18 protein-coding genes are annotated in these 19,464 nt (G+C 66.8%); 7 read left to right on the forward strand and 11 right to left on the reverse strand.

Features of this window, described 5'->3' with window-relative positions:
• Positions 1-20: 20 nt before the first annotated feature.
• The 3 genes from U1700_RS09905 to U1700_RS09915 all read right to left on the reverse strand — a co-directional run bounded on the left by U1700_RS09905 (position 21) and on the right by U1700_RS09915 (position 3,073).
• Positions 21-1,289, reverse strand: coding sequence for a nucleotide sugar dehydrogenase (locus U1700_RS09905; protein WP_332752445.1), 1,269 nt, complete (start codon positions 1,287-1,289; stop codon positions 21-23).
• On the reverse strand, positions 1,286-2,611 hold the full coding sequence (locus U1700_RS09910; protein ID WP_332752447.1) for a UDP-glucose dehydrogenase family protein: 1,326 nt from the start codon (positions 2,609-2,611) through the stop codon (positions 1,286-1,288). Before U1700_RS09910 ends, U1700_RS09905 begins: the two co-directional genes overlap by 4 nt.
• A gap of 78 nt (positions 2,612-2,689) precedes the next feature.
• Positions 2,690-3,073 carry a hypothetical protein gene (locus U1700_RS09915; RefSeq protein ID WP_332752449.1) on the reverse strand — a complete coding sequence of 128 codons (384 nt, stop codon included), beginning with the start codon at positions 3,071-3,073 and terminating at the stop codon, positions 2,690-2,692.
• A gap of 200 nt (positions 3,074-3,273) precedes the next feature.
• Between U1700_RS09915 and rimO the strand changes: the two genes are divergently transcribed.
• Positions 3,274-4,626 carry a 30S ribosomal protein S12 methylthiotransferase RimO gene (rimO, locus tag U1700_RS09920; RefSeq protein WP_332752450.1) on the forward strand — a complete coding sequence of 451 codons (1,353 nt, stop codon included), beginning with the start codon at positions 3,274-3,276 and terminating at the stop codon, positions 4,624-4,626.
• On the opposite strand, the gene U1700_RS09925 is transcribed toward rimO, so the two are convergent.
• The 3 genes from U1700_RS09925 to U1700_RS09935 all read right to left on the reverse strand — a co-directional run bounded on the left by U1700_RS09925 (position 4,623) and on the right by U1700_RS09935 (position 8,805).
• Positions 4,623-5,729: an AI-2E family transporter gene (locus U1700_RS09925; RefSeq protein ID WP_332752453.1), complete on the reverse strand. Its 1,107-nt coding sequence runs from the start codon at positions 5,727-5,729 to the stop codon at positions 4,623-4,625. The two genes, rimO and U1700_RS09925, sit on opposite strands and share 4 nt — an antisense overlap.
• A gap of 155 nt (positions 5,730-5,884) precedes the next feature.
• Entirely contained in the window at positions 5,885-7,087 is a 1,203-nt protein-coding gene (locus tag U1700_RS09930; protein WP_332752455.1) for an NAD(P)/FAD-dependent oxidoreductase, read from the reverse strand.
• Between the two features lie 8 nt (positions 7,088-7,095).
• Complete coding sequence (locus U1700_RS09935) at positions 7,096-8,805, reverse strand: DEAD/DEAH box helicase (protein WP_332752457.1); 1,710 nt, start codon at positions 8,803-8,805, stop codon at positions 7,096-7,098.
• Positions 8,806-8,982: 177 nt separating this feature from the next.
• On the opposite strand from U1700_RS09935, the gene U1700_RS09940 reads away from it, so the two are divergent.
• The 3 genes from U1700_RS09940 (at position 8,983) to U1700_RS09950 (ending at position 11,185) form a co-directional block, all read left to right on the forward strand.
• Entirely contained in the window at positions 8,983-10,374 is a 1,392-nt protein-coding gene (locus U1700_RS09940; RefSeq protein WP_332752459.1) for a leucyl aminopeptidase family protein, read from the forward strand.
• A 132-nt stretch (positions 10,375-10,506) separates the two neighbouring features.
• Positions 10,507-10,881: a MarR family winged helix-turn-helix transcriptional regulator gene (locus tag U1700_RS09945; RefSeq protein ID WP_332752989.1), complete on the forward strand. Its 375-nt coding sequence runs from the start codon at positions 10,507-10,509 to the stop codon at positions 10,879-10,881.
• A 118-nt stretch (positions 10,882-10,999) separates the two neighbouring features.
• Positions 11,000-11,185, forward strand: a complete 186-nt coding sequence (locus U1700_RS09950; RefSeq protein WP_332752462.1) for a hypothetical protein — start codon at positions 11,000-11,002, stop codon at positions 11,183-11,185.
• 19 nt (positions 11,186-11,204) lie between these two features.
• Here U1700_RS09950 and mltG read toward each other — a convergent pair whose 3' ends face one another.
• The 3 genes from mltG to U1700_RS09965 all read right to left on the reverse strand — a co-directional run bounded on the left by mltG (position 11,205) and on the right by U1700_RS09965 (position 13,827).
• Positions 11,205-12,170 (reverse strand): endolytic transglycosylase MltG, encoded by a 966-nt coding sequence (gene mltG, locus U1700_RS09955; protein ID WP_443025925.1) that lies wholly within the window; start codon positions 12,168-12,170, stop codon positions 11,205-11,207.
• The gene (gene fabF / locus U1700_RS09960) at positions 12,170-13,432 is read right to left on the reverse strand and encodes a beta-ketoacyl-ACP synthase II (protein ID WP_332752464.1); all 1,263 of its coding nucleotides are present in this window, start codon (positions 13,430-13,432) and stop codon (positions 12,170-12,172) included. Before fabF ends, mltG begins: the two co-directional genes overlap by 1 nt.
• 158 nt (positions 13,433-13,590) lie before the next feature.
• On the reverse strand, positions 13,591-13,827 hold the full coding sequence (locus U1700_RS09965; protein ID WP_332752466.1) for an acyl carrier protein: 237 nt from the start codon (positions 13,825-13,827) through the stop codon (positions 13,591-13,593).
• 107 nt (positions 13,828-13,934) lie between these two features.
• Between U1700_RS09965 and U1700_RS09970 the strand changes: the two genes are divergently transcribed.
• From U1700_RS09970 to U1700_RS09980, 3 genes are all read left to right on the forward strand, one after another.
• Positions 13,935-14,381, forward strand: coding sequence for a vgr related protein (locus tag U1700_RS09970; protein WP_332752468.1), 447 nt, complete (start codon positions 13,935-13,937; stop codon positions 14,379-14,381).
• A 70-nt stretch (positions 14,382-14,451) separates the two neighbouring features.
• The gene (gene purC, locus U1700_RS09975; protein ID WP_332752470.1) at positions 14,452-15,231 is read left to right on the forward strand and encodes a phosphoribosylaminoimidazolesuccinocarboxamide synthase; all 780 of its coding nucleotides are present in this window, start codon (positions 14,452-14,454) and stop codon (positions 15,229-15,231) included.
• 46 nt (positions 15,232-15,277) lie between these two features.
• Positions 15,278-17,440, forward strand: a complete 2,163-nt coding sequence (locus U1700_RS09980; protein WP_332752472.1) for a primosomal protein N' — start codon at positions 15,278-15,280, stop codon at positions 17,438-17,440.
• Here the strand turns inward: U1700_RS09980 and U1700_RS09985 are convergent.
• Both U1700_RS09985 and U1700_RS09990 read right to left on the reverse strand, forming a co-directional pair.
• Positions 17,437-18,348 (reverse strand): CPBP family intramembrane glutamic endopeptidase, encoded by a 912-nt coding sequence (locus U1700_RS09985; RefSeq protein WP_332752474.1) that lies wholly within the window; start codon positions 18,346-18,348, stop codon positions 17,437-17,439. The genes U1700_RS09980 and U1700_RS09985 overlap by 4 nt on opposite strands.
• Positions 18,349-18,398: 50 nt before the next feature.
• Complete coding sequence (locus tag U1700_RS09990; protein ID WP_443025944.1) at positions 18,399-19,460, reverse strand: bifunctional transcriptional activator/DNA repair enzyme AdaA; 1,062 nt, start codon at positions 19,458-19,460, stop codon at positions 18,399-18,401.
• Positions 19,461-19,464: the final 4 nt, after the last annotated feature.

Here is a 19,464-nt window from a genome sequence, read left to right on the forward strand (position 1 = left end):
GACCATGCGATCGCGAGGGGTCACAGCGTCCAGCGCTCGACGCAGGGGGTCGCGACGCCGCGCCAAATTCCCTTGGGATCGGCCAGCAGCCCTCCCGGCGCGACCATCGCGGCAAGCTGGTCCGCGGACATCGAGCGATACTCCTCATGGCCGACCAGGCCGACCACCATGTCATAGGCGCGCCCGCCCAGGTCACTCAATCCCAGACCATATTCTTTACGCACGCCCTCGGCATTGGCCAAGGGATCGGCGACGTCGACGCGGTGGCCAAGCGCCGTCAGTCGCTCGATCACGTCGATCGACCGGCTGTTGCGCAGGTCGGGGACATTTTCCTTGAAGGTCAGCCCCAGCGCCAGCACGCTCCCCGCCCGACCCCCGCGCCGGTCGTGCAGCCGGTCGGCGATCCACGCCCCCATCCCGTCATTGGTCCCGCGCCCGGCCAGGATAACATGCGGCTCCATCCCCAGGCTCTGCGACAAATGGCTGAGGTAATAGGGGTCGACCCCGATGCAGTGGCCGCCGACCAGCCCTGGCTCGAACGCCAGAAAATTCCACTTGGTCCGCGCCGCGTCGAGCACGTCCCACACCGACACTCCCGCCGCACCCATGATCTGGGCGACTTCGTTCATGAAGGCGATATTAATGTCGCGCTGGGCGTTCTCGATCACCTTGGCGCCCTCGGCGGCCTTGATCGACGCGGCGCGAAACACGCCTCCGGTGGTCACCGCACCATAGACGGCGGCGAGCTGCTCAACGACCTCGGCATCCTCGCCGGCGATGACCTTGATAATCTTGTCGACGCTATGCTCGCGGTCGCCCGGATTGATCCGCTCCGGCGAGTAGCCGAGGCGAAAGTCACGCCCACGCATGATGCCCCCGGCGCGCTCGATCTCGGCCCCGCACTGCTCCTCCGTGACCCCGGGATAGACCGTGCTCTCGAACACCACCGTCGGTCGCCTGGCGGGGTCGATCAGCATGCCCACGGTGCGCGACGCGGCCATCACCGCGCCAAGGTCGGGGCGGCGCGCGGCGTCAACCGGGGTCGGCACCGTCACGATGTAGATGTCCGCCCCGCGCGCGTCCTCAGGATCGGCGGTCAACCGCAGCGTGGAAGCCGCCAGCACCTCTGGCTCGACTTCGCGCGTACGGTCTTCGCCGGTCTTCATCTCGGCAATTCGCTGCCGGTCGATATCCAGCCCGATCGTCTCGAACGACCGCGCCAGCGCCACCGCCAGTGGCAGGCCGACATAGCCCAGCCCGAGCACCACGATCCTGGGCGACGCCGTCACTGTGCTGCCTTGGCCACGACGCCACGGCCGATCCCGCGATAGCTTAGTCCTGCGGCCTCGACCGCCTCCCGGTCATAGATGTTGCGCAGGTCGATCAGCGCCGACCCAGCCATCGTTGCCTTCATCCGCTTCAGGTCGAGCGCGCGGAACTCGTCCCACTCGGTCACGATCACCAGCGCGTCGGCGCCGATCGCGGCGGCATAGGCGTTGGCGGCGAACTCGACTCCGGGCAGCAGCGGTTCGGCCTGCTCGCGCCCGACCGGATCGAACGCCGCAACGATCGCCCCGCCGGCGATCAGCGCCTGCGCCAGCGGAATCGACGGACTGTCGCGCATGTCGTCGGTATTGGGCTTGAAGGTCAGCCCGAGCAGGGCGATCCGCTTGCCCGCGAGCGACCCGCCGACCGCGTCGCGCACCCGCTCCGCCATCTCCGCCTTGCGGGCATCATTGACCTCGACCACCGTGCTGACGATCCGCTGGCGGACTCCGGCATCTTCGGCTGTCTTGAGTAGTGCCAGCGTGTCCTTCGGAAAACAGCTCCCGCCATAGCCGGGCCCGGCATGAAGGAATTTCGCACCGATGCGATTGTCCAGCCCGATCCCGCGCGCGACGTCCTGGACGTCGGCCCCGACTGCCTCGCACAGGTCGGCAATCTCGTTGATGAAGCTGATCTTGGTCGCCAGGAAGGCATTGGCGGCATATTTGATCAGCTCGGCGGTGCGCCGCCCGGTGAACATCAGCGGCGCCTTATTGAGGAACAGCGGGCGATAGATTTGCGCCAGCACCTCACGCGCGCGCTCCTCCTCGGCCCCGACGATGATCCGGTCGGGATGCTTGAAGTCGGCGATCGCGGCGCCCTCGCGCAGGAACTCCGGGTTGGATGCGGCGCAGCAGCCCGCCGGTGCGCCTTCTTCGGCCAGGATCCGCGCAATTTCGTCGCCAGTGCCGACCGGCACGGTCGACTTGGTCACGACCACAACCGGCCTGGTCAGCGCCTTGGCCAGCTCGCGCACCGCGGCATAGACGAAGGTCAGGTCGGCATGGCCATCCCCGCGCCGCGCCGGTGTCCCGACCGCGATGAACACTGCGTCGGCATCGGCCACGCCGCCGGCAAGATCGGTCGTGAAGTGAAGCCGCCCGCGCTCCTGGTTCGACTTGACCAGCCCCTCCAGCCCCGGCTCCCAGATCGGCATGATCCCGTCATGGATCAGCGCAATCTTGGCCGCGTCCTTGTCGATGCACGTCACTTCGTGCCCGAAGTCCGCCAAGCAGGCGCCCGAAACGAGACCGACATAGCCCGTGCCGATCATGGTGATGCGCATTGGTACAATATTCCGGCTTGAAGATAATCGCGGGAGGCATAGCTATCCGGCAACAGCAAGGCCAGCCGCTTGATCGGTCTATCCGCCGCTATTCTCGCTCGCCGACGCGTCCGTCGCGGTCGCGGTCGCGTTGGGGTCGCTTGCCACGCCAGCGGTTGCGCCGGTATCGACTGCATTCGCATCGACAGCATTCGCATCGACGGCCTCGTTCGATGGCTTGGTGTCGTTGGCGGTATCGGCAGCCAGCGCTTCGGTGCTGGTCGCATTGACGGCAGGCGCCGGCGAGTCCTCCGACTTCACCACGGCACCCGCCAGCGCCAGGACGAGCCCGAAACCGCCGAGCAATACTTGCCGCCAGACTGACTGAACGGTGGGAAACTCGACGTCACGCAATTTGACGCCCCCTCCGACGATCGCTGCGATGATGCAGGCTACCCCCGCCAAAACCAGTGCAATCGCCATTTCAGTCCCCCCGGCTGCTCCCGAGAATCACGAGTAGCAAGTTATGCCCCCGTACGCACGGGCATTGCGTAAACACTATCGCGGCGCGCCCTCACGTCATGGATTTCGCCCGCGCTCTCGCCAAACGGACTGAGTTCGTCCCCTTCGTTTCTTCCAGCCTCGATTTTACTGCGCGGATGCGTTATGGGCCTCGCTTTCCCATGGCCACCACCCTCCCCTCCCCGCCGCGCGTCGGCATGGTTTCGCTCGGCTGTCCCAAGGCGCTGGTCGATTCCGAACGCATCCTCACCCGGCTTCGCGCAGACGGCTATCACCTGTCGCCCGACTATGCCGGCGCCGACGTCGTGCTGGTCAACACCTGCGGCTTCCTCGATTCGGCCAAGGAGGAAAGCCTCGAGGCGATCGGCGAGGCCATTGCCGAGAACGGCCGGGTCGTCGTCACCGGCTGCATGGGCAACGAGGCCGACGTCATCCGCGCGCGCTTCCCGCAAGTCCTCGCGATCACCGGCCCGCAGCAATATGACCAGGTCGTCGCCGCGGTCCACGAAGCCGCGCCGACCACGCCGAACGCCTATCTCGACCTGGTCCCGCAAGCCGATCTCGGGCCGGGCCTCAAGCTCACCCCGCGCCATTATAGCTACGTCAAGATTTCCGAAGGCTGCAACCACCGTTGCGCCTTCTGCATCATTCCCTCGATCCGCGGCGACCTCGTCAGCCGCCGCCCCGACGCAATCCTGCGCGAAGCCGAGAAGCTGATCGAGGCCGGGACCAAGGAGCTGCTCGTCATCAGCCAGGACACGAGCGCCTATGGCCTTGACCTGCGCCACGCCGCCTGGACCTGGAAGGGCGAACCCGTCCGCGCCCACATGACCGACCTCGCCCGCGAGATGGGCAAGCTGGGTGCGTGGGTCAGGCTCCATTATGTCTACCCCTACCCCCACGTCGACAGCGTCATCCCGCTGATGGCGGAGGGCCTCGTCCTCCCCTATCTCGACATCCCGTTTCAGCACGCGTCCCCGAAGATCCTCAAGTCGATGAAGCGCCCCGCCAACGACGCCAAGGTGCTCGAGCGGCTGCGCTCGTGGCGCGGCGAATGCCCCGACATCGCCATCCGCTCGAGCTTCGTGGTCGGCTTTCCCGGCGAGACCGAGGAGGATTTCGTATATCTTCTGAACTGGCTCGAAGAGGCGCAGCTCGACCGCGTCGGCGCCTTCCGCTTCGAGCCGGTCCAGGGCGCCGCCGCCAATGCGCTGCCCGACCAGGTGCCCGAGGAGCTGAAGGAAGAACGCTACGCCCGGATCATGGAGCTGACCGCGCGCATCTCGGCTGAAAAACTCGCGGCCAAGGTCGGCCGCACGCTCGACGTGATCATCGACGCGGTCGATGACGAAACCGGCGGCGCCACCGGCCGCAGCAAGGCCGACGCGCCCGAAATCGACGGCGAAGTCCACCTCCGCGACGCCGGCCACCTCGAACCCGGCGAAATCGTCCAGGTCGTTATTGAAGACAGCGACGAGCATGATTTGTTCGGCGCCGAGGTAGAGATCGCCTAGGTCCGCGTCTCCTCCCCCTCGACCCGCGGCCTGATCCACTCGCGCCACACCAGTAACAGCGCCGCCATCACCACCGGCCCGACGAACAGGCCGACCAGCCCCATCTGCGCGAGGCCCCCGAACGCACCGATCATGGCCAGCAGGAACGGCAGTTCGACCGCGCTGCCGATCACGCTCGGCTGGACGACATTGTCGCCGACGGTCATCACCGTCACGCCGAACCCGAACAGCAGCGCTCCGGCCAGAACCGAGCCGGTTCCGATCAGGATCAGCGACGCTACCCCGAACGCTGCCCACGCCCCGAACGGCACCAGCGCCAGCAGCATCGTGAACAGGGTGAACAGCAAGGGCTGGGGCACGCCGGCGATGAAGTAACCGACGCCGATCAGCGCACCCTCGCCGAACGATACCAGCGCGGTGCCGTTGACCGTGCCGCGCACCGCCGCGATCATCCGTTCGAGGAAATCCTCGCCAAACTCGCCGAACATCCGCGTCGCCACCGCATTGCCATGGTCGCGGATTGCATCGCCGCGCGACAGCAACGATGCCAGCGCGATCAGCGTGATCAGGAACAGCCCCAATTCGCGCGCCAGTTCGGCGCCGATCGACTTGGTCCAGCCGAACACCGACGAGGCACTGATCGAACCCAGCAGCGCATTGGCGCCCCCCGGCGTGCCAAGATAGTCGCGCCATGCCCCCGCCGCCCGCTCGCCGACCAGCGGCAGGCCCGCCAGCCACGGTGGCTGCGCAATGCCGGTTTTCTGCACCCGGGCGATCCAGTCGCTCGCCGCCTGGCTTTCCTGGACCAGGCTGACCCCAGCCATCGACAGCGGCACCAGCACGATCAGCGCGGTTGCCGCAGCAAAGCAGATACTCAACAGCCCGTCATGGCCCGGCCAGCGCGCCCGCGCCCGGCGGAACAGCGGCCACTCGGCAATCGCTAGCACTGCCGCCCACGCCATCGGCACGAGAAAAGCATAGGCCACCCACACCGCCAGCGTCAGGATTACCCCGACCAGCGCCAATTGCCGCAAGCGGATTGCATGCGGGGAGGTCGACAGTGCGACTTTCCCGTCACCTGGTTCAGCCGAAGTTTTCGTCACGCGCCCATCCTGCAATTTTCTCGCCATAGATCATGCCGGGTCACGAGGAACAAGTCCGCACTGGCATGGCTTCTGTGGGGAGTGAGATCCGACTTTAGCCCGATCTTGCAAAGTTTTTGTTGGCTCGCCTATCGCTGCCGCTCGCGGATTTTTGATTAGCTCGCCTGTCGCTGCCGCTCGCTCGCCAGCGCCTCTCCCGCCGCGACGCCGCTCGCCCACGCCCATTGGAAATTATAGCCGCCGAGCCAGCCAGTCACGTCAACCGCCTCGCCGATCGCATACAGCCCCGGGACCGCCTTGGCCGCCATCGATTTCGACGACAGCCCGGCGGTCGAGATTCCACCTGCGGTCACTTCGGCCTTGGCAAAGCCCTCGCTGCCATTGGGCATGAACCGCCAGCTCTTGAGCCGCTCGCCCGCCGCGCCCAGCACGCGGTCGCTCGCCTGGCCAATCTCGCCGCCGAGCCCGACCTGTTCGGCCAGCACGCTCGCCAGCCGCTCGGGCAGCAAATCGCCCAGAACGCGCTTGATCGTCCGCCTCGGCGCCGCCCGCTTGGCCTCGACCAGCCAGTCGCGAGGGCCATCGGGCAGGAAGTCGACCGTCACCGCCTCGCCGTGCCGCCAATAGGATGACACTTGCAGGATCGCGGGCCCCGACAACCCGCGGTGAGTGAACAGCGCCGCCTCGCGAAACCCTGTCCCACCGCTCGTCGCAACGACCTCCGCCGCCACGCCCGACAGCTCGCGAAACAGCAATTGCTCGCCCGCCAGTGTCAGCGGCACCAGCCCGGGACGCGGCTCGACCAGCTTGAGCCCGAACTGGCGCGCCAGATCATAGGCGAACCCGGTCGCGCCCATCTTCGGGATCGACGGCCCGCCGGTGGCGATGACCAGCGCCGGGGCAGTGACATCGCGCCCGCCCACCCGCACCCGGAACAGTGCGTCGCGATGATCGACTGCCTCGATCGCCTCGCCGCACCGAACCGCGACCCCGCCCGCCGCGCACTCGTCCAGCAGCATCGCGACGATTGCCTTGGCCGACCCGTCACAGAACAGCTGGCCCAATGTCTTCTCGTGCCACGCAATCCCGTATCGATCGACCAGCGCGATGAAATCGGCCGGCGAGTAACGGCTCAGCGCCGACCGCGCATAGTGCGGATTGGCCGTCAGGAAGCGCTCGGGCACCGTCCCCACATTGGTGAAGTTGCACCGCCCGCCGCCCGAAATCAGGATCTTCTTGCCCGGCGCATCGGCGTGGTCGAGGACCAGCACGCGGCTGCCCCGTTGCCCAGCGGTCGCGGCGCACATCAGCCCGGCCGCACCTGCGCCGAGCACGATCGCGTCAAAGGCTTCCGTCATCCGTGGCGTTATCCGTGACGGGGCGGCTTGGGCCTTGCCTGGTGCTGGCTGGGTCGCCGCGCGGCGCCTGCCGGGCCCTTGTTGGGACCATGGGCGGGCGAGGTCGGCGAGGGCTCTATCGTGATCCCGCTCTCGTCCTCGGCGCCCGGCTGGGCGGTCCGCTTGACCGCGTCGCGAAACTTGCTCTCGGCACCCTTCGCCAGCTGGAAATACGTCTCGTTGGCAGCGATGCGGATCGACCCGATCATGTTGCGCGAGACATGGCCACGGCGGCACAGCAAGGGCAGGATCCAGCGCGGATCGGCGTTGTGGCGCCGCCCGATGTCCATCCGATACCAGGGCGCGTCGTCGAAATCGCCATGCTGGCGTGGGCCGTCCATCGGCGCACCCGTATCGGCGCCGCCCTTGGCCGAAATGTCGATCAGCTCCTCGGGCTCGGGCATCGCGCCCTTGCGCGCGGCGATCAGTGCCAGCGCGAGATCGGCCGGTGTCATCATGTCGACCAGCTGCGCCGCCAGCGCGCGGTCTTCGTTGCTCGCCTCGACTGGTTGGGCCAGCGTCTCGAGCAACCGCTCGCGATCGCGTTCGCGGATTGCATCGGCGCTTGGCACCGGCACCCATTCGGCCGGGATCCGTGCCTGCTTCAGCATCATGTCGAGCCGGCGACGACGCGGATATGGAACGATCAGCACCGCCGTCCCCTTCTTGCCGGCGCGGCCGGTGCGGCCCGACCGATGCTGGAGGATCTCGGCATCGCGCGGCACTTCGACGTGGATGACAAGGCTCAGCGAGGCGACATCGATCCCGCGCGCGGCAACGTCGGTCGCGACGCACACTCGGGCGCGGCCGTCACGAAGGGCTTGCAGCGCGGAGTTGCGCTCCGACTGGCTATGCTCGCCCGACAGCGCGACCGCCGCAAAGCCGCGCTCGACCAGCGTCGCATGGAGGTGGCGCACATTGTCGCGCGTGGCGCAGAACAGCATCGCCGTTTCGGCCTCGTGGAAGCGCAGCAAATTGATCACCGCATGCTCGATCTCGGCGGGCGACACGGCAACCGCCTGGGTGACGATATCGCCATGACCGCGGTCGTCGCCGACGGTCGAAATGCGCAGCGCGTCCTTCTGGTAACGCTTGGCCAGCGCCACGATCGGGCGCGGCATGGTCGCCGAGAACAGCAGGGTCTTGCGCTCGCTGGGCGTCGCGTCGAGGATCTCTTCAAGGTCCTCGCGAAAGCCCATGTCGAGCATCTCGTCCGCCTCGTCGAGCACGACATAGTTAAGCTTTGAACAGTCGAGGGCGCCGCGTTCGAGATGGTCGCGGAGCCGCCCCGGGGTGCCGACGACGATGTGGCAGCCTTGCGACAGTGACTTGCGCTCCAGCGCGGCGTTCATGCCACCAACACAGGTCACGATCCGGCCGCCGGCCTTGGCATACAGCCATTCCAGCTCGCGGCTGACCTGGAGCGCCAGTTCACGCGTGGGCGCGATGACCAGCGCCAGCGGCGCGCGTGCCGGGCCATTGCCACCAACCTCGAGCAGCTTCGCCGCCATCGCCAGCCCGAACGCCACGGTCTTGCCCGATCCGGTCTGGGCCGACACGACGAGATCGCGCCCGATCGCGTCGGGCTCCAGCACCGCCGCCTGGACGGGGGTCGGCTCGGCATAGCCCTGCGCGGTGAGGGCTTCGGTGATTAGGGGCGGAAGCTCGGGAAAAGGCATGAGACTCGATACGACTTGCCGCCCGCGAGGCGCGGGTCGGGAGGGCTGAAATGCGACGAACGCGGCAAACGCGCGCCCGGCCCATAGCGACAAAGCGTCGCGGACGCTACCTTGGGCTGGCGGTCGCGCCAGGCCGCGGGGTGACAGTGGCCCCCGCCCCTGCCTAGAAGCAACGCCATGACCGATTTTGCCGCTTTCCTCCTCCCCGACCGCGCCGAGCCGGCGACCTCGATCCACCTCGTCGATGGCGACGGCTTTGGCGACTGGCTCGCCACCCGCCCCGCCGCCGACCGCAGCCTGCTCGACGCCATGCGCTTCGACGGCAAGTCGGGCTATGCGTTCGCCATACTGCCGCGAGGCGACGGCTTCGAGGTGGTCACCGCCGTTGCCGACACCGCTGTCCTCTCGCCGTGGTGCCTGGCCAAGCTGGGCGAAGCACTCCCCGAGGGGCGCTACCGCCTTGCCACCGGGACGCCAGGCAAAGCCGCGCTCGGCTGGCTCCTCGCCCAGCACCGCTTCGACCGCTACAAGTCGAAGCCCGACCCCCGTCCGGTGCGCGTGTTGCTGACCACCGACCTGGCCAGCATCGCGCTCACCGTCCGCCTTGCCGAAGCAACCGCGCTCGTCCGCGACCTCGTCGACACTCCCGCCTCCGACATGGGCCCCGCCGACCTCGAAGCCGCAGTCCGCGATCTCGCCACCACGCACGACGCGCGGATCACCGTTACCCACGGCGACGCGCTCGACCAAGGCTACCCCATGATCGCCGCAGTCGGTCGCGGCGCCGAGCGGTCGCGCGCGCCGCGCCTGATCGAACTGGACTGGGGCCGTGAAGACGCCCCGCGCATCGCCATCGTCGGCAAGGGCGTGTGTTTCGACACCGGCGGGCTCGACCTCAAGCCCGCAAGCGGCATGCGCCTGATGAAGAAGGACATGGGCGGCGCGGCCCACGCCATTGCGCTGGCCGGCCTCATCATCGCCGAACGTCTCCCCGTGCGCCTTCACCTGCTGGTCGCAGCGGTGGAAAACAGCGTGTCGGCAACTGCCTTCCGCCCCGGCGACATCATCGGCAGCCGCGCCGGGATCAGTGTCGAGATCGATAATACCGATGCCGAAGGTCGACTCGTGCTGGGCGACGCGCTCACTCGCGCAGGCGAAGGCGACCCCGAACTGATCCTCGACTTCGCGACGCTGACCGGCGCCGCCCGCGTCGCGCTTGGCCCCGACCTGCCCGCCACCTTCGTCAATGACGAGGCACTGGCGCGCGAACTCCTCGCCGCCGCGCATGACGCATCCGACCCCTTGTGGCGGATGCCGCTGTGGGACGGCTATGACGACATGCTCAAATCGGACCTCGCCGACCTCGTCAATTCGGCCGATTCGCCCTTCGCCGGATCGGTCACGGCAGCGCTGTTCCTTCGCCGTTTCGTGCCGAAAACATGCGCGTGGGCACACCTCGATACCTTTGCCTGGCGACCCTCGGCCAAACCCGGCCGACCGCGCGGAGGCGAGGCATTGGGCCTGCGTGCCGCCTTCGCCATGCTCGCCGCCCGTTATCGCCGCGGATAAGCCAAATGCTGACTTTCGTTGGCAATCCGACACAGGGACGCAACATTTCGCGTCCTGCTCGGTTCTCTCCTTCGCAGCACGATGTGACACGGAGAACCGGGACTAATGAGCGAAAATGCTCTGACAGGCTGGATGCGCGCCCTGATCGGCTATGTCCGATCGGGCGACCCCGACCTGACCAACCGCCAGATGGCGCTGCTGATGCTCGTCTATCTTACCCCCGGCCCGCACACCGTGCGTGGCCTTGCCCGAATTCTGGGCGTTTCGAAGCCCGTGGTCACGCGCGCCTTGAATACGCTGGGCACGCTGGGCTATCTGCGCCGTGAACGCGATCAGGACGACCGACGCAATGTGTTCGTCGTCCGAACGACAAACGGGGCAGATTTTCTTGAAGGTTTCAAACGGCTCCTCAGGTCGGACGGCAGCGACGCCGGGGCTCCGCGTCCAGTCGTCGCCAGCAGTCCCGCCACGTCGCCCTCGTCCCGCCCCGCCTTCGCCCGCGGTTGACAGCTTCGCGCTGGCCGGTCGGTCCGAGCGACCCGATCCGGCGCGCCATGCCTATCGTGACGACCTGGCCGACATCGCGCTCGCGGGGCGGGTCATTGCCTCGCATTATGCCGAGCCCTTGCTTCGCCATCTCGCCTGCGCCGCGCCGCTCATGGCCAGCCGCGACGCCGGAGCGGCGACCGTCGCCGAGCTTGCTGCCGGCGACGAATTGCAGATGCTCGACTGTTCGCTTGGCTGGGCGTGGGGTTATGCCGGAAAGGACCGCCTAGTCGGCTATGTCCGGCAGGATGCGGTCGCGCCCTGACGGTTGGCAAAGGCGCGGGCTACTTGATCTCGCCCCGCTCCCGACGAAGCGCGAACCATTTGGCGACATTGGCATTCTGCTCGTCAAGTGTTTCGGCAAAGACATGCCCGCCGGTACCGTCGGCAACAAAGTAAAGCGCCTTGGTCGGCGCCGGATTGAGCACTGCGGCAATGCTCGCCTTGCCCGGATTGGCAATCGGCCCCGCTGGCAGCCCGGCGCGGCGGTAGGTATTATAGCCATTGTCGGCATCGAGTTCCGACCGCAGGATCCGCCGCCCGAGCGGCTTACCTCTGGTAATCGGGTAGATCACCGTCGGATCGGCATCGAGCTTCATCCCGATGCGCACGCGGTTTGAATAGACCCCGGCAACCATCGGACGTTCGGACGGCTTGCCGGTTTCCTTTTCGACGATCGAGGCGAGTGTGATGGCTTCTGCCTTGGAGGTCGCGACCGTCGTCGGCGCGCGCTTGGCCCACAACGCGTCGATCGTCCGGCTCATGGCGTCGGTGGCGCGCTTGAGGATTGCCGCCCGTGCCTCGCCGCGCTCATAGCTGTAGCTGTCGGGAAGGACCGATCCCTCGGCGGGCAGCGGCGCCGACCCGGTCGCGAAGGGCAGCGCGGCGAGGCGCTCCTGGACCATGATCGAGGGCATGCCCTCGGGGATGGTCATCATCCGCTGGACCGGGCTGCCATGCTGGAGCAGGTCGAGCACGTTTTCGCCGCTGGTTCCCGCCGGCACTTCATATTCACCGGCCTGAACCGGGTCCTTCGATCCGAAAAGCTTCGCCAGCGCCAGAAAGCTTCGGCGGCTGCCGGGAATCACGCCAGCCTTGTGCAGTTGCCCTGCGACGACGCTCAGGCTTTCGCCCTGTTGCACGACAATCCGCTGCGTGGTTGTCGCAGGGCCGGGGCTCCACCACAGCAGCGACATCCCGGTCAGTGCGGTAAGGGTCGCAACCGTCAGCAGGACGACGAGCTTCCGCACTAGGCTTCGAACGCTTTCATGACGAGGCTGGCATTGGTCCCGCCAAAGCCGAAGCTGTTGTTGAGCGCCGCCTTGACCTCACGCTTCTTGGCGACATGCGGGACCAAGTCGACGCCCTCGGTGCCTTCGTCGGGATCGTCGAGGTTGAGCGTCGGGGGGACGATCTGGTCGCGGATCGCGAGGATGCAGAAGATGCTCTCGACCGCCCCGGCGCCGCCGAGCAGATGCCCGATCGCCGACTTGGTGCTGCTCATCGACGCGCCGCACAGATCGTCGCCGAACACCCGCTTGGCGGCGGCGAGTTCGATCGTGTCGGCCATGGTCGATGTGCCGTGGGCGTTGATATAGTCGATGTCGCTCGGCTCCATGCCGGCCTTCTTGAGCGCCATCCGCATGGCAATTTCGGCGCCCTTGCCCTCGGGATGGGGGGCGGTGACATGATAGGCATCGCCCGACAAGCCGTAGCCGACGACCTCGGCGTAGATCTTCGCACCGCGCGCCTTGGCGTGGTCATATTCCTCGAGCAAGACCACGCCCGCGCCTTCGCCCATGACAAAGCCGTCGCGGCCCTTGTCATAGGGGCGGCTGGCCTGCTGCGGTCGATCGTTGAAGCTCATGTTGAGCGCACGCGCCTGGGCGAAGCCGGCGACTCCGAGCGGGTTGATGGTGCCTTCGGCGCCGCCCGCCAGCATCATGTCGGCATCGTCGTCCCTGATCATTCGCGCCGCATCGCCGATTGAATGGGCGCCGGTCGAGCAGGCGGTAACGACCGAATGGTTCGGCCCCATCAGGCCATATTTGATCGAGACCTGGCCCGAGATGAGGTTGATCAACCGGCCGTGGACGAAGTGCGGGCTGACCCGGCCGGGTCCCTTCTCGGCCAGCACGAGCGATTCGCTCTCGATCCCCGGCAGGCCGCCGATGCCCGACCCGATCGAGCAGCCGGTGCGCAGTTTGTCCTCTTCGCTCATCTCGGTCATGCCGGCATCCTCGAGCGCCTGGCCTGCGGCGTCGATACCATAGATGATGAATGGGTCGACCTGGCGCTGAACCTTGTGATCAACGCGTTTGGCCGGGTCGAAACCATATTCATGGTCAGGACCCTTGACCTCGCAGGCGATGGTGCACTTCTGCCCGGTGGTGTCGAAGCGCGTGATCGGCCCAGCACCGCTCTTGCTCGCCAGGATATTGGCCCATGTCGTCTCGACGTCGGCACCCAACGGCGTGACGAGCCCCAGACCGGTTACGACCACTCGACGCATTGCCTACTCCCCGATGGCATCAATCTTCTTACAGCGAACAGGCCCAGCCCCGTGGGGGCTGAGCCTGCCGCTAACCATTCGATCGTCACTTTGAGCAGGACGAAAGACTGCTCTTCGACAAGCTCGGCCCGATCCTGACGGGTGACGGGCTCGGCAGATTACGCCTTGTGCTGGTCGATATAGTCGATGGCATCCTTGACGGTCGCGATCTTCTCGGCGGCATCGTCGGGAATTTCGACTCCGAATTCCTCTTCGAACGCCATCACGAGCTCGACGATGTCGAGGCTGTCGGCGCCTAGGTCGTCGATGAAGCTGGCTTCCTCGGTAACCTTCTCGGCGTCAACGCCAAGATGCTCGACGACGATCTTCTTCACCCGATCAGCAGTCTCGCTCATGCTCGCATTCCTTCTCTTTGATTTTGACGATGCCCTAGCGTTGCCGATGCGCGGCGGCAAGCATCCAAGCGTTGCGGTTGCAACGCAGCTTGGGCAGGAGGCTGGTCATGCGCGACCAACGACCCCTCACGCCCGGCGAGACCGAGCTTGCGCGAACCATGTTCGGAGACTCCATCGCGCTTGGCCGGGTCCGCCTGATTCACCGCCCGTGGTGGCCGCTCCAGCCGCGAAGCACGGTGATGGCACCAACGGGCAATATCCATTTCCATCCCAAAGGCGAAACGTGGAGCGACAACTTCGCAACCGACACGGTGGCGGCGCAGGGCCTGTTCATCCACGAGATGACCCATGTCTGGCAGGCGCAGCGCAACGGCCGCTTCTGGCTGCCGCTGATGCGCCACCCCTTTTGTCGCTATTCCTATCGGCTCGATCCCGATCGCTCCTTCGCGCTTTACGGGATCGAGCAGCAGGCCGAGATCGTCCGCCACGTCTTCCTTGCCGAGCGCGGCGTGATCCTGCCCAATCGCCCACCGCGCTCGCTGTTGCCGTTCTGAGCCTTTGCGCAGCGGGGACGCGCGGCCTATAGCCCGCTGAACGCCAGTTAGTTGAAAGCATGACCTGCCCATGACTCGTCGCCGCCAGATTTACGAAGGCAAGGCCAAGATCCTCTACGAGGGTCCCGAGCCCGGCACGCTGATCCAGTATTTCAAGGACGATGCGACCGCGTTCAACGCCCAGAAGCGCGGCACCATCTCGGGCAAGGGCGTTCTCAACAACCGCATTTCCGAGCATATCTTCGTCGCGCTGCAGACGATCGGCATCCCGACCCACTTTATCCGCCGTCTCAACATGCGCGAGCAATTGATTCGCCAGGTCGAGATCATCCCGATCGAGGTCGTCGTTCGCAACGTCGCCGCAGGATCGATCTCCAAGCGTCTCGGGATCGAGGAGGGTACCCAGCTGCCACGCACGATCATCGAATATTATTACAAGGACGATGCGCTCGGCGACCCGATGATCGCCGACGAGCATATCGCCTGCTTTGGCTGGGCGAGCCAGGACGAGATGAACGACATCGCCGACATGGCGATTCGCGTGAACGACTTCATGTGCGGGATGTTCGCCGGCATCGGCATCCGGCTGGTCGACTTCAAGCTGGAGTTCGGGCGGATCTGGGAAAACGACTATAGCCGCGTGATCCTGGCCGACGAGATCAGCCCCGACGGCTGCCGCTTGTGGGACATGAAGTCGAACGAAAAGCTCGACAAGGACCGCTTCCGCCAGGACCTCGGTGGCGAGGCCGAAGCCTATCAGGAAGTCGCCCGCCGCCTCGGGCTGATGCCCGACGGCGAGGAGACCGCCGTCCTTGACCTCGAAAGCCACCGCAAGAAGCGGGGCAAGTAGCACGCGCAGCCTGTCCGGGGGGCAGGCGAGCATGCTACTCGGCGACATGTCCCTCCCCCGCACCCGTGTCGTCACGCTGAATGCCGCGCTCGGCCCGCTCGACTATCGCGTCCCTGCCGGGATGCGTGTCGAGCCGGGCACGGTGGTGATCGCGCCGTTAGGGCCCCGCCAGCTGATTGGCGTCGCGTGGGAGGCCGAGCGATTGCCGTCTGAAGAAGTGGGCGACAATCGCCTGCGCCCGCTGGCCGGGCTGGTCGACGTGGCGCCCATCGCCGCGCCGTTGCGGCGCCTCGCCGAGTGGACCGCCGACTATTATCTGAGCCCGCTCGCCAGTGTGCTGAGGATGATCCTGCCCAGCGCCGCGGCGCTCGAAGGGTCGCGCCAGCTGACCGAATATCGGGCCACCAACACCGTGCCGGCGCGCCTGACGCCGCAGCGCGAGCAGGCCATCGCCCGCCTCGCTGGCCGCCAGGGCACCATCCGCGAGCTCGCCGACATTGCCGAAGTCAGCGACACCGTCCTTCGCGGGCTCGTCACCGCGGGCGCACTCGAGGCAGTGCAGGTCGAGGCCGACCGCCCCCTTCCCGCCCCTGACCCCGACTTCGCCCAGCCGATCCTCTCCACCGACCAGCAGCGTGCCGCCGACACCCTTGTCGCGGCAACCGGCTTCGACCCGATCCTGCTCGACGGCGTGACGGGATCGGGCAAGACCGAAGTCTATTTCGAAGCCATCGCCGCCGCTCTTCGCGCCGGTCGCCAAACCCTCGTCCTCCTTCCCGAAATTGCGCTGACCGAACCCTTCCTCAAGCGATTCGAGGCGCGCTTTGGCTGCCCGCCGAACGCGTGGCACTCGGGCCTACGGTCATCCCAGCGCCGCCGCGCCTGGCGCGCAATCGCCAGCGGCGAGGCGGCGGTCACCGTCGGCGCGCGCTCGGCGCTGTTCCTGCCCTATGCGAACCTTGGCCTGATCGTCGTCGACGAGGCTCACGAACCCAGCTTCAAGCAGGAAGAGGGTGTCCAGTATCACGCCCGCGATGTCGCCGTGATGCGGGCGCGGTTTGAGGATATTCCGGTCGTCCTGTCGACCGCCACCCCGGCGATCGAAACCCGCCACATGGTCGAGATTGGCCGATATCGCGAAGTCGCGCTGCCGAGCCGCTTTGCCGGTGCGACCCTGCCGAGCATCACCGCGATCGACCTGACGCAGGATCCGCCCCCGCGCGGCCGCTGGCTCGCCCCCACTTTGGTCGCCGAGATGCAGGCCAATCTTGACGCGGGCGAGCAGTCCTTGCTGTTTCTCAACCGCCGCGGATTTGCCCCGCTGACCCTGTGTCGCCACTGCGGGCACCGCTTTCAGTGCCCCAACTGCACCGCGTGGATGGTCGAGCACCGGCTGATGCACCGCCTCGCCTGCCACCATTGCGGCCATGTCGAGCCGCCGCCCTTGAAGTGCCCCGAGTGCGGCGAGGAGGACAGCCTTGTCGCCTGCGGGCCCGGGGTCGAGCGGATCGCCGACGAGGTTGCCGCGCTGTTCCCCGAGGCGCGCACCGCGATCGTGACGAGCGACACCATCTGGTCCCCGGCGAAAGCCGCCGAGTTCGTCGAGCAGATGGAAGTCGGGGCGATCGACATCGTCATCGGGACACAACTGGTCACCAAGGGCTATCATTTCCCCAATCTGACCCTGGTCGGCGTGGTCGATGCCGACCTCGGGCTCCAGGGCGGCGACCTGCGCGCCGCCGAGCGCAGCTTCCAGCAGATCAGCCAGGTCGCCGGCCGCGCTGGTCGCGGTGACAAGCCCGGTCGCGTGTTCGTCCAGACTCACGACCCGTCGGCCCCGGTCATCGCCGCGCTGATCGCCGGTGACGCCCCCGGTTTCATCGCCGCCGAAACCGCCGCGCGCCGGGAGGCCGCAATGCCGCCGTTCGGTCGACTTGCTGCAATCATCATTTCCTCAGAGGATGCCGCCGAAACCGAAGCGACTGCCCGCCGCATCGGCCGCGCCGCGCCGATGGTCGAAGGGATGGCGGTCTATGGTCCCGCGCCTGCCCCACTCGCGATGCTTCGTGGCCGCCACCGCCAACGGATCCTGGTCCATGCCGCGCGCGCACTCGATGTGCAGGATGTCATCCGCGACTGGCTCGGCGGGCTCGACTGGAAACCCAAGACCCGCGTCAGCGTCGACGTCGATCCCTACAGCTTCCTTTAAGCGGCGTCGGCAATGACGGTCGGCCCCTTGGGTCGCGCCCACATCGGCGGCGCCACCTGACCCGCGCGGATCGCAAGCCACACCAGCCACAGCCCGGTCGCGGTCGCCAGCACCATGGCGATGACCGACGCTTCAAGCCCGAACATGCCGCCTGACAGCAGTGGATCGCCCATCATTTTGGCGGTCACCAGACCATGCTGGTCGACCCCCGACACGGGCACATCGAAAATCTCGCCCTGGGTGAAATTCCACGCCGCGTGAAAACCCATCGGCATCCACAGGCTTCGCGTCAGCATATAGGAAGCGCCAAGCAGCACCCCCGCCTCGATCGCGATTGCGACCGCCGACAGGGTGGTGGCGTTGGTGTTCATCAGATGCGCCGCGCCGAACAATGCCGAGGTCAGCGCGAGCGCGAACCAGCTTCCGCCGAACTCCTCGAGCCAGCGAAACAGCACCCCGCGGAACAGCAATTCTTCGCGAAAGGCGGGCATGATCGCCATGCCGACTGCGGTCGACAGCAGTGCGCTGGTGTCGCCCCGCCCGGTAATCGCATAGACATGAAGCAGCGCCGCGACTGCGACTACCAGCGAGAATAGCCCGACCCCCAGCAGCAGGCCGCGCCCCAGCTGTCCGCCCGCCCCCGCCAGTTTGAGGTCATCGCGCGGCTGCCGCCCGAGGCGGACCATCACCAGCTTGTACATCACCAAGGTGAAAACGAATTCCAGCAGCGACCGAATCACGAGCAACGGATCGCCAGAAAGCTTCGGCAGCACGTAATGGACCGCGCCCGCGGGGATGGTCGCAACGATCAGCAGTATGATCGCAATTACCATTGCCACCAGCGGGAACTGAAGCAGGCGCTTCCACCATGGGCGTGCGGCTATATCGGCTGGCTGTTGATCGGTCATGCTTGTCCCCCTGCTCGCACCTTGGCGCGCCCGGGCGACATGGCAACCGCTCATTCGACCAACGGCAGGCCGGGTTCGTCGTCGGTAATCCCCTCGGCGGCCAGGAGGTAACGCTTGTTGGGCAGGCCGCCGCCATAGCCGCCAAGGCTTCCGTCCGAGCGGATCACGCGGTGGCACGGGACCAGCACCGACACCGGGTTCGAGCCATTGGCAGTGCCGACCGCACGCACTGCTCCGGGCTGGCCGACGGCTGCGGCGATGTCAGCATAGCTGCGCGTCTGGCCAAGCGGGATCTTGCGTAGTTCACCCCACACTTTTTCCTGGAACGCAGTACCGCGCACGTCGAGCGGGAGTTGGTGGTCGCTCGGCCGGTCGATCTGGCCCAGCGCGGCTTTCACCCACGGCGCAATCGTGCCGTCGTCGGGGCGGATCTCGGCGTTGGGGAATTTGCGGCGAAGCGTCTCTTCCCCCTCGCCGAACGTCAGCCGGCAAATGCCCTTCGCAGTCGCCGCGATCAGCAGGGGTCCAAGCGCGCTGTCGACCATGACGAAGCGGATCGTCGCCCCGCGCCCGCCGTCGCGCCATGCCGACGGGGTCATGCCGAGCCGTTCCTCGGCGTCGGCGTAGAAGCGGCTCGGGGCGGCATAGCCGGCGTCGTAGAGTGCATCGGTCACAGACTTGTCCTCCTGCAAATGGGTGGCGGCTCGTTTGGCCCTCAGCGCGCGGCCATAGGCGGCGGGGGAGATGCCCAGGTCGCGAGTGAAGGAGCGCTGGAAATGGTGGGGTGCGTAGCCGACTGCGGCGGCGAGATCGGCCAGCAGGACCGGTCCCTCCGCCGCCTCGATTAAGTCGACAGCCCTCGCCACCGCCGCCCGGTCGCGCCCCACCTCGTCCGGTCGGCAGCGCAGGCAGGCGCGATAGCCCGCCGCCATCGCTGCGGCGCCCGATGGGAAAAACGCAACATTCTCGCGCTTTGGCCGCCGCGCCGAGCAGCTTGGCTTGCAATAAATGCCCGTCGTCCGCACCGCGCCCACGAAGCACCCGTCCTGCGAGCGGTCGCGCGCCTCGAACGCCGTCCACGCCACCGCTTCGTCGATCTTGCCCATGTCCATGCCG

It is taken from the genome of Sphingomonas sp. RB1R13 (assembly GCF_036663775.1).
In the GTDB taxonomy this organism is placed as follows: Bacteria; Pseudomonadota; Alphaproteobacteria; order Sphingomonadales; family Sphingomonadaceae; genus Sphingomicrobium.